The following is an 11359-nucleotide window of genomic DNA, read 5'->3' as shown; positions in this document are numbered from 1 at the left end:
ACCACTGCAGGACGCGGCGGCGTATAGGCCGTCGGCGCTGCCGGCTGAAAAGTCACCACCTCGGTGCGACGCGGTTCGGCTTCACGCACCACTGCAGGACGCGGCGGCGTATAGGCCGTTGCCACTGCGGGCTGGAACGTCACCACCTCAGTGCGACGTGGTTCGACTTGCCGTACCGCCGGACGCACGGCGGGACGCAGATCCTTCCCGGGTGCCGCCGCCAGAAACGCGAGGAATTCATCGGCCTGAGCCGAAGCGCTGTGCAACCCAACCGACAGGCTCCAGACCAGTGTGGCCAGCAGGCTCAGGCGAAACGCCGGCGCAGCCGTGCCCTGTGCCGACGGCTTCGGCCGTCGGTCATGTGTGTAAGTCATGATCATCTCTCCCGGAAGGCTTCGCGCGCCTTGAGCACGGGCTTGAGCAGGTAATTGAGGATGGTCTTTTCACCGGTACGGATTTCCACCGATGCCACCATCCCCGGAATGATCGGCAGCGACTTGCCGCCCGCCGTCAACTCACTGCTGTCGGTCAACACCAGCACGCGGTAGTAGGTGTCATCCGGGCGACCCGACGCCGCTTTCTGGTCGTCCTTGAGGGTGTCCGGGCTGATGTGTTCCACCCGGCCCTTGAGGCCGCCATAAATCGCGTAGTCGTACGCGGTGATCTTCACGGTCGCCGCCAGGCCTGGGCGCAGGAAGGCCACGTCCGAAGGGCGGATCTTGCCTTCCACCAGCAATTGTTCTTCCAGGGGCACGATCTCGAGGATGTGCTCACCCGGCTGGATCACCCCGCCAATGGTGCTGACGCGCACGTTTTTCACGGTGCCGCGCACGGGGGCGGTGATGGTGGTGCGGTCGCGCACATCCGCGCGGCCAATCAGGTTTTCGCTGATCTGCGACAGTTCCAGCTCCAGCTTGGAAAGCTCGGAGTTGGCGTCTGCCTGGAACTTGTTGGTGCGCTCGACGATTTGCGACTTGATGTCGTTGGCCGAACGGCGGATACGCAACAGCTCCACTTCCGACATCAGGCCCTTGGCCGCCAGCGGCTCGGCCAGGCGCACCTCACGCGTCGATAACTGATAGCTGCGCTCCAGGGCACTGATGCTGTCGTTGAGGGCGCGTTTGCGCGACTCGTAGGCACGGGTCTCCTGGGCCACCACGTCCTTGTCCTGCTTGACTTGGTCGTCGAATTGCAACGGCTGGTTATACGCCTCGGAACGCAGACGGCTGATCGACGCCTTGAGGCCGATCACCTTGGACAGCACCTCGCGGTAGCTGGACTCGGCACGGGTCGGGTCGATGCGCAACAGCACATCGCCCTTCTCGACGATGGCGCCTTCGCGCACATTCATGTCCAGCAGAATCCCGCCTTCCAGGCTCTGGATCACCTGCTCGCGGCTCATGGAAATAATCTTCGCTTCGCCCAGGGTGATTTCCTCGACGCGGGCGAAATACGCCCACACCACGCCGATCACCAACACGGCAGCGATGAGGTACAACACCAGCTTGGAACCCGGCGTGGTCTGGGACAGCAACGACTCTTGTACATCGTTCATGAACGCGGCGTCGCCGGGCTCAAGGTTGGCCTTGGGTTTGCGGCCGAAAAGTGTGCGGATCACGGGGCTACCTCTCCTGTCGCGGGGCCTGAAGCAGGGGAAGCCGCGGATCGTGTTGCGTGGTTCGATGACGCTTGAGCACGGGGGCTTACGCTAAATGAAGGGGCCGCTTTGGCTGACGTCGGCGCTTGCACCGGACGAACCGGAGCCGGGGCCGGACGTGCCCTGGCCGGCGCAGCCTTGGCAGGTGCAGCCTTGGCAGGTGCAGCCTCAGCCGTTTGCATCGCTTGGGGGTCGGCCTTGCTGGTCAACGCCTCAAGAATCTGTGCTTTCGGGCCATCGGCCACGACCTTGCCGTCGTCGACCACCACGATGCGATCCACCAGCGCCAGCAACGAGGGGCGATGGGTCACCACCACCATGGCCTGGCCTTCGGTGGCACGCTTGAGGTGGTCCAGGAACGCCATCTCGGTCTGGGTATCCATCGCGCTGGTCGGCTCGTCGAGCAGCAGCATTTTCGGCCGCGCCAACAGGCTGCGTGCCAGGGACACCAACTGCCGTTGACCGCCCGACAAGCCCTCGCCCATTTCGCCAATCGGCAAGTTGATGCCCTTGGGGTGCTTGGCGGCGATATGGTCCAGGCCGGTCAGGCGCAGCACCCGCAGGAACTCCTCGACCGTGGCATCCGGGCGGCCGAGCATCACGTTTTCACGCAGCGAGCCGTAGAACAGGCGTGCATCCTGGCCGACATAACCGACGGCTTTGCGCCAGTCAGCCGGGTCGATCTGGTTGACGTCCAGGCCATCGGTGAACATCTGCCCTTCGACCGGTGCGTACAGCCGGCCCATCACGCGCAACAGCGTGGACTTGCCACTGCCGATACGGCCGAGGATCGCCACCCGCTCGCCGGGGGCGACGGTCAGGTTGATGCCTTGCAGCACCGGTGGGTTGGGCTGCATCGGCGGTGCCGGGTACGAAAAGCCGACGTTCTTGAGGGTCAACTGGCCCGACAGCGGGGGCTTGGACAGGTACTGGCCTTTAGGGTCGCGGTCCACCGGCATGGCCATCAGGCCGTTGAGCGAACCGAGCGCGGCCTTGGCTTGCTGGAAGCGTACCGCCAAGCCGATCACCTGGCCCAACGGCCCGGTGGCGCGGCCGGCGAGCATCACGGTGGCGATCAGGCCGCCCATGCTGAGGTCACCGGCGTCGATCAGGTACACGCCGATGATGATCAGCACCACGGTCTGGATCTGTTGCAGGAACGCCACCACGCCGGTCGCCAGGCTCGACAGCGAACGGGACTTCATGGACGTGGCCGCCGACAGCGCGCTGAAATTTTCCCAGCGACGCTGCATGTAGGCTTCGCCGCCCACGGCCTTGAGGGTTTCCAGGCCTTCGACTGACTCCACCAGCACGCCTTGCTTGAGCGCACCTTCGCGCATGTTTTCTTTCATGGTGCGCGCCAGTGGCCATTGGATGATCACGCTGATGATCAAGATCAGCGGAATCAGCAACAACGGCACCCAGCCCAGCGGGCCGCCCACCACAAAGATCACGCCGACGAACATCAGCACGAACGGCAGGTCGGTGAGCGCCGCCAGCGTGGCCGAGGTGGCGAAGTCGCGCACCGATTCGAACTCGCGCAACTGGTTGGCAAACGAGCCGGACGAAGCCGGTTTGTTTTCCATGCGAATCGACAGCGCCTGGCGGAACAGCATGGTGCCCAGCACCAGGTCGGCTTTCTTGCCGGCCACGTCGAGCAAGTGCGCCCGCACATACCGTGCAATCGCTTCGAAGATCATGGCGATAGAGACGCCGATGCCCAGCGACCACAACGTGACAAACGCCTGGTTCGGTACCACGCGGTCGTACACGTTCATGGTGAAGAAAATGGTGGCCAGGCCCAGCACGTTGATCAGCACCGCGCCAATCGCCGCGCTGCGGTAATAGCTGCGATAACGCCATAGGGTGCTGAGCAACCAGTGGCCGGCCGGGCGCGGGGTTTCATCGCCGGCGCGCAGGTCGACCTTGGCGCGGGGCTTGACCAGAATCGCGTGGCCGGCGTACATCGCGTCGAGGCCGGCCTGATCCAGCTCGACCGGCTCAAGGCTGACTTCCGGCAGGATCACCTGGTAGTAGCAGGCGCGTTTGCCTTCGGCGTCGTTGCGCAGCGTGCGGCCGAGCAAAATGCAGCCGCCCTGCTCCTTGCGCAGCAATACGATCGGCACCAGTTGCTGGGGCAACGCTTGGGCGCGGCGCTCCACCAACCCGGCACTCAGGCCGGCGGCAGACAACGCGGCCAGCGCCAGCGACGGCGCCAGCATGCCACCCTTGGGCAGGCCAGCGGTCAGCGCTTCAGGGCTTTTGCCCACGCCGTAGTGATCGCAGATCCACGACACGCTGTCGAGCAGCGTGTCCTGGACCGTCGTTTGGGTGGCGGGCAACACGGGGGGCTGCTCGCTTGGGCCAACAGGCGCGTCTGTAGTCATCACAAGAGTCCTGGGCCGCCGGTGGCGACCGCATTGAAAATGGATGTCTCAAGGCTGGCCCTGTCGAGCAGGCAGGCCTTGGAAACCGTTAGGAGAATTCTGACGAGACGGCCTGCCTCTAAGAATAAGACCTGTCCCAAAAGGGCTGACCCCACAGCCCTTGCGGGCAGGTGCACGCCCCACTGACAGCACGTCTCACGGACGGCCCAGCTCCACCTTCACCACCACACGCCGGTTCGGCGCATAGCAGGCAATTTGCTGCGCACGGCTGCCGTAGCAGCTGAACACCGCCGGCTCGCGGTTGCCGGCGCTGGAGGCGCTGATGATGGATTCCGGGATGCCTTTGTTGATCAACAGCTGGCGCAGTGTGTCGGCACGCTGCTGGCCCAGTTGCTGGTTTTTGGCTTCGTCGCCGATCGGGTCGGTATGGCCGATCACCTGCACACTCTTGACCTGTGCATCGTCGTCATGCAGGTCGTTGATCAAGCGCGCAATGGCCTGGTGCCCGGCTTTGGAAATATCCCCCGAGCCGGCTTTGCCAAACGCAAACAGCACGTCACTGGCCAGCTCGTAGTGCTTGAAGCGCGATTCGTCCACCAGGTAGTCGTAATGCCGGCACGCTTCGACCGACGCCGCGCGGGACACGGCGTGCACCTGGGTGCGCGAGGTGGTCAGTTCGGCCTCGGCCGCATCGCGGGCCACCGGCAGCGGAAAGGTGTTGCCGTCTTCGCGCACGCGCAGGTAGTAGGTCTTGCCGCCTTGCAGGGTGGCCTGGTACAGGTCGCTGTGCTTGCCTTTATAGGTCGGCATATCGTCCAGGTAAGCGCCCAGGGTATGGGTGCCCGGTGCCACGCAAAACGTGGTGTGGCCGCCCGGCAGCAGGCCGGCGTGGAACTCACGGTCGACGTACACATGGGCCGCGCCTTTGCGCTGCACCCCGCCCAGCGCGCGGTAATACACCACCTGGGCCTGGTCTTCGCCAATGGCCGCCACCGGTTCGTAGGTGGCATCGAACACTTTGCCGGCCACGGGCGCCGGCACGTTGGCCAAGGCCTGGAAATTGAACAAGGCTGCGCCGATCAGCACGGCAGCTCGGTTCCTGTTAAGTAAAAACATGGGCGTCACTCCGCCGTGGCCACCAGCGAACCGGTGACGGTTTATTGAGTCGAGAAAAAGGCCGCAAACGCACAGCGCTTGCGGCAAAGAACGGGAAGCCCGAAGGCCTCCCGGGGCGGTTTTAGCGTGAGGGCGTTACTGGCCGCTCACGTCCACGCGGACCACGACGCGACGGTTTGGCGCGTTGCACACCACTTGCTCGGCCTTGCTGCCGTAGCATTCGTCGGTCACGGGCTCACTGCTGCCGGCGCTGCGCGCAACCACGGCGGTGGACGGAATGCCACCGTCGATCAGCAGGCGGCGTACGGTTTGCGCACGCTTGAGGCCCAGGGTCTGGTTGGCCTGGTAGGAACCGATCGGGTCGGTATGGCCCACCACAACCACGCGGTCGAGCTTGGCGTGTTCGCGATTGAGTTGGGTGACCAACTCCAGGATCGCCACACGGCCACGGCTGCTGATGTCCTGGTAGCCCGACTTGCCGAAGGCAAACAGTACGTCGCCGGACAAGGCGTAGTCCTTGAAGGCCTCGGCCGGTTTGTCGACGAAGTTGCACTGCTGCACCTTCGAAGCACGGGACAGCGCCTGCACCTGGGCACGGCTGCCGGCCAGCTCGCGCTCGGCGTCGGCACGGGTCACGGCCAATGGCGCGCCGTTACCGTTTTCACGAACCTTGAGGAAGTAGGTCTTGCCGCCTTCCAGCTTGGCCGAGTACAAGTCGGTGGTTTTGCCACGGTAGCTCGGGGCATCACCGATGTAGGCGCCGAGGGTACGGCTGCCCGGCTCCACGCAGAAGGCGGTGTAGCCGCCTGGCAGCAGGCTGGTGTGGAACTCACGGTCAACGTAGACGTTGGCCGAACCGCGTTGCTGGCCATCGGTGCCACGGTAGTAAATCACTTGGGCCTGGCCATCGGAGACTGGGGCCACCGGCTGGTAACCATTGCCGAACGACTGGATGTCCGCCGACCGGTAGGTGTATTGCTGTTCTGCGTGAGCCAAGGGCATCGCGCAGACGGCCGCCGCGAACAGCGCAGCGGTAAGGGTGTTGTGACGTGCAAACATGATCAAAACTCCGGCGGGTGCCGCTGGGCACCCGGGCTAAAAAAGTAAAAGACAATTGAGAGCGGCAGTCACCTGCCCTGATAAAGCCTGGGCACCCAGGCCCCGGGAAAGCCCCCGGGGCCGGGTGCGGCCGGCTTACACCAGGTTGGTGGTGACGCCGCTCTGGACCAACAGTTCCGCGTCTAGGGACGAGTGTTGGAAGACGTTGTAAACAACGCCCGCCACCGTTGTAGTGCCCGAAGCAGCCCAATCACCCGGATCGGTACCGTCGGGCAGCAGATCGTCGAGTTTCACCACGTCGCCGGCATTGCCCTTGATCATCATTTGCACGGTATCGTCGGCGGTGAACAGGGAGGCTGCACCCTGTTCGAGCACGTCACCCAAAGACAGGTTGAGTGTGTTATTGCCAGTACCAGTGATATCGATGATTTCGACAGATGTCAGTTTTTCGGCATTAATTGTCAGATCCAGTGTTTGGTTACCACCCATAAGTTTCAGCGTATCGATTCCACTGCCGCCATTAATGCCACTATCCGCGTCATCAAAATAGTTGGCATCACCTATAGTGAATACATTCTCCTCGTCCCCACCGTAATAGATACCACTCACTACACTCTGTGTTGCCAGCGGTGGAACGACAACACTTCCACCCAGACCAATAAGTTTTACATCATGTATTTCTATATAATCAAACTGAGTAGGAACTTGTAGTGTGCGAATTTCAAATGTACTAAATTCGGTGTTTCCTGGCATAGTGAATGAAAAAGAAGCTATTCCAGTCGCTGGGCTCATAGTAGTGCTCAGAATTGGCGTTCCAGCAGCATCATAGAAAATAATGATGTTATTTGCTTGACTGTCGCTCACATTAAGCTCAATCGCTGAAGCAGAGTCTCCCTTCAAATCAAACAACCAACTACCCGTCATCGCAAGTGCGACGTCACCATAATTATTAGACTTGACCACTCCGTTTGAGTTAGATGGAGACGGGACAGTGTTATCTAGACGAGTTGCGGTAAATGGACCCAAGTCCACACTACTACCGGCGGCAGGCATTGACTGCAATGGGACGCCTTCAAAGTCATACAAAGAATCTAACTTGCGATAATCTGAAGGATTACCGGCCGCATCAACAACACCAGCATGAACACTCGCTGGAATTGGCACTAGCGCTATAATGTCGGAAGGAATTACTACAGTAACAGATCCCATCGCTATATCTGTAGCACTGAGTTCATGGTTTACCGCATGATCGCCCCACAGTACAGTAATCATATCGCCTGCGACGGCACCTGAGCCAAAGATCGATACCTCAACACTCTCGTTTCCAACTACGAGCTCTGAAGGCGCATTAGGCCCTGCGCTATCCAGCGTTACCGCCTGGGAACTCGAGTTGCTATTCCCCGCCGCATCCACTACGCGAGTTTGAATGGTCCAGTTACCGGTGTGGCTGTTCTGATCAACGAAGTTCCAAGTGTTGTCGGCGTTCACCAAGGCATCCAGCCAGGTAGTCCCACCATCAGTGGAAACCTGCACTTTGTCGCCAACGACCAAAGCCGCTGTCAACGAACCCTGGATCAAGCGCCCAGCGCTTCCGTCGTTGGTCAAGAAATCCTCGCGATCAGCACCGCTGTCCTTACTCATGCTCTGCACGACAGCCGAGGCGACTGGTGCGTCGGTGTCGACGATGACGATCCATGGATCAGACGGCGCACTGGGGTTACCGGCCGGGTCACGGGTGATCACAGTCAGCGAGTGGGAGCCATCGTTGAGGGAGGGCGAAGGGGTGAAGCTCCAATGCCCATTCTCATCGACCTTCTCAGTCCCGAGCAGCTCGCCATTGTCGTAGATTTCGACCGTGTCACCGGGTTCCAGGCCCTCACCGCTGAGGGTCGGGGTGTTGTCGTCGGTGCTCTGGCCATTTCCGATCGGGCCCTGGATCGTGCCTACGTCGTCTGTCACCGCGCCAATCACCGGAGCAGTCGGCGCCGTGGTGTCGACGATGACGGTGAAGGCCGGCGTCGGTGCACTTTCGCCGCTCGCCGGGGTGGTGACAGTGGCCGTCAGGTTGTGAGTGCCAGGGGCCAGCTCGGGCATCGTGAAACTCCACGCACCGGTCACTGGGTCGGCCACAACGGAATCCACCAAGGTGGTGCCGTTGTAGATGTTGACGGTCGCACCCGGAGTGGCCTGGCCATTCAGGGTCGGGGTGGTGTCATCGGTGGATTCACCGCTTTCCAGCGGACCTTTGTAGAAGCCAGCGTCGTCGACCACGGAGGTGATGGAGATCTCCACGGCCGTGGCATCCACGATGAACGTCATCGCCGGGCCCATCGGGCCAACGTTACCAGCGGCATCTACCGCCTGGGCAGTCAGCGAGTGCGGGCCGTTTTCCAGAGCTGTGGTCGGGGTGAAGCTCCAGTTGCCGTCGCTGTCAGCGGTACGGCTGTCGAGCAGGGCGCCATTGTCATAGATCATGACCACGGAGCCAGGCTCCGCCATGCCTACGAACGTCGGGTTGGAGTCGTCGGTGGTTGCGCCGGACGGAATCGGGCCGGTCACGGCGCCAACGTCATCGATCAACTGCTGCTGAGTGGGAGCAGTCGGGGCGCTGGTGTCCACGATAATCGTGTAGACACCCGTGGCCGGGCTCAGGTTATCGGCAGGGCTTTTGGCCTGGGCGGTCAGGTTGTAAGTGCCGTCCACCAAAGCCGTTTCAGGGGTGAACTCCCACTGACCATTCTCTACTTTTGCAGTGCCCAGCAGCTGGTCACCGTTGTAGATCAAGATGGTATCGCCCGTTGTGCCGGTACCTGTGATGGTCGGCAGGTTATCGTCCGTCGTTGCATCTTTACTCACGTTGCCCTGGATGCTGCCTTGATCGTCCACCACACCGGTGATGGCAGGCGCGGACGGCGAGCCGCCAGCGACAATCTGCAGATCGAAGGCAGGGGTAGGCAGGCTGACGTTGCCGACGCTATCGGTCGAGGTCACCGTGAACGAGTGCGGGCCGTTGCTCAATGGCAATTGCGGCGTGAAGCTCCAGCTACCATCGGCACCTGCCGTGACACTGTCAAGGATGGCGCCGTTGTCGTAAATGGTCACCACGGAGCCAGGCTCAGCGGTGCCAGTCAGCTCCGGGCGGGCGTCATCGGTAACGTCACCTGGGTTCAGGTTGCCGGTGGAGTCACCTTCGTTATCGATGACCGCACCGAGGGTCGGGGTAACCGGTGCCTGGGTGTCGACGATGATGGTGATAGGATCGGAAGGCTCGCTTGGGTTGCCCCATGGGTCTTCGATCACGACCACGATTTCGTGGCTGCCTTCAGCCAGCTCTTTGCCAGTCTCCGGAGTGAATTCCCACTTGCCGTCGTCGCCCACAACCACGCTGCCGATTGGCTCGCCGTTGTCGATGATGGTAACGATGTCGCCAGGCACAGCGCCGCTGCCGCCAAAGGTCGGTGCGTTGTCGTCGGTGCTGTCGCCATCGGCAATGATGCCGGTGATCGGACCGACGTCGTCGGTGATGATTTCAATGCCGCCTGCACCCGGGGTCGGCTTGACCGGAGGGGTGGTGTCTTCGACGATAATCACGGTGATCGGGTCGGATGGCTCGCTTTTGTTGCCGGCCGGGTCTTCGATCACGACCACGACTTCGTGCGGGCCGGTGTCCAGCGCTGGGTTCGGGGTAAATTCCCAGTTACCGCCTTCGTCGACCGGTACAGTACCGATAATTTTGCCGTTGTCGATGATGATCACGGTATCGCCCGGCGTTGCGCCGCTACCGGTGAAGGTTGGGGTGTTGTCGTCGGTGCTGTCGCCGTCGCCGATGCTGCCTTGGACAGGGCCGACGTTGTCGAAGATGTCGTCAATGCCGCCCTTGCCCGGGCCTGGTTTTTCAGGTGCGGTGATGTCGATGACGATAGGGAACGGCAGCGAAGGCACGCTGATGTTGCCGGCAGCGTCTTCAGCGGCGATGGTGAACTCGTGGGCGCCCTCGGCCAGTTCAGTTTTCGGGGTGAACTCCCAGTTGCCGTGTTCGTCTGCGAGGGCGGTGCCGATGGGTTCGCCGTTATCGTAGATGTGCACGATGGCGCCCGCTTCAGCGGTGCCTTTGAGCGTCGGGGTGGTGTCGTTGGTGCTGTCGCCGCTGGCCAGCAGGCCCTCGTTTGGCGCGGTGTCGTCGTACACGCCGTCGATGAGCGGGGCAGCGGGTGCGACGGTGTCGACGATGATGATGTGGCCAGGCGAAGGCTCGCCTTTGTTACCGCCAGCATCAACCGGAACGATCACGATGTTGTGGGAGCCGTCAGCCAGACCTGGCTCTGCAGGGGTGAACTCCCACTTGCCGTCGTCGCCCACCGGCGCGGTGCCGATGACTTTGCCGTTGTCGACGATTTCTACAGTGGTACCCGGCCTGCCGATACCGGTGAAGGTTGGGGTTTTGTCGTCGGTGGATTCGCCTGGGCCGATCAGGCCTTGTTTGTCGCCCACGTCATCGGTGACGCCGCCCAGCGAGCCTTTGTCGCCGTTACCGCCGCCAACCGGGGTGGTTGGGTCGTTGTTGTCGTCTTTGTTACGCGTGGCGGCATATACGCCACCGAGCAGGCCCAGTGCGCCCAGGCCCAGCAGTGCAGGCCAGAACCAGCCGATACCGGCGCCAGCGACCAGGCCATTGCCAAAACCGGCCAACGGTTGGGCGCCCAGCACTTGGGCCGACTCTGCGCCGTCGTACAGGAACGCAGCAGCGCCATCCTGGTCAGCGTCAGAGGAGATGTATTCGTAGTAGGAACCGTCTTCGGCGAGGCCGACCAGTTGGCCGCCGCTGCCTTCGAAGTTTTCGATGATCAGTTGAGCCTGGTCCGGGTCAGTGCCTTCCAGGGCGATGTGCAGGTTTTTGCCCACACGCTTGATGGTGAGGTTTTCGGGCGCGAAGCCTTTTTCGCCTTCGCCAATGATGTACTTGCCACCCTGTACGGCCTTGATGCGTACAGGAAGACCCGTTTTGGCGGCACCGAGGTCCACCGTTTGGGTAATCGTCTTGCCGTCTACCACGGCGATATTCACAGAGTTAGCGTTCACGTTTTCTGCCTTTGAGTTAGTCAGGATTGCGTACACCGGTTTGTCCGGCATTCCTATCAAC

At 61.8% G+C, this 11359-nt stretch carries 6 protein-coding genes; all 6 read right to left on the bottom strand.

Annotated features, from left to right (window positions below; translation table 11 throughout):
* The coding region (locus HX803_RS15690; protein WP_372339913.1) for a hypothetical protein at positions 1-374 on the bottom strand (374 nt) is incomplete at its 3' end.
* A 2-nt stretch (positions 375-376) separates the two neighbouring features.
* Positions 377-1618 (bottom strand): HlyD family type I secretion periplasmic adaptor subunit, encoded by a 1242-nt coding sequence (locus HX803_RS15685; protein ID WP_178921836.1) that lies wholly within the window; start codon positions 1616-1618, stop codon positions 377-379.
* Positions 1615-4044: a type I secretion system permease/ATPase gene (locus HX803_RS15680; RefSeq protein WP_256732865.1), complete on the bottom strand. Its 2430-nt coding sequence runs from the start codon at positions 4042-4044 to the stop codon at positions 1615-1617. The genes HX803_RS15685 and HX803_RS15680 overlap by 4 nt, the downstream gene beginning before the upstream one ends.
* Positions 4045-4239: 195 nt before the next feature.
* Positions 4240-5160, bottom strand: coding sequence for an OmpA family protein (locus HX803_RS15675; RefSeq protein ID WP_178921834.1), 921 nt, complete (start codon positions 5158-5160; stop codon positions 4240-4242).
* 135 nt (positions 5161-5295) lie between these two features.
* Positions 5296-6219, bottom strand: coding sequence for an OmpA family protein (locus tag HX803_RS15670; protein ID WP_178921832.1), 924 nt, complete (start codon positions 6217-6219; stop codon positions 5296-5298).
* A 135-nt stretch (positions 6220-6354) separates the two neighbouring features.
* Positions 6355-11349 carry an Ig-like domain-containing protein gene (locus HX803_RS15665; protein WP_178921830.1) on the bottom strand — a complete coding sequence of 1665 codons (4995 nt, stop codon included), beginning with the start codon at positions 11347-11349 and terminating at the stop codon, positions 6355-6357.
* Positions 11350-11359 lie beyond the last annotated feature (10 nt).

This window comes from Pseudomonas sp. P7548 (assembly GCF_013386585.1).
Lineage (GTDB): Bacteria > Pseudomonadota > Gammaproteobacteria > Pseudomonadales > Pseudomonadaceae > Aquipseudomonas.
This window is presented reverse-complemented; position numbering and strand designations above follow the sequence as displayed.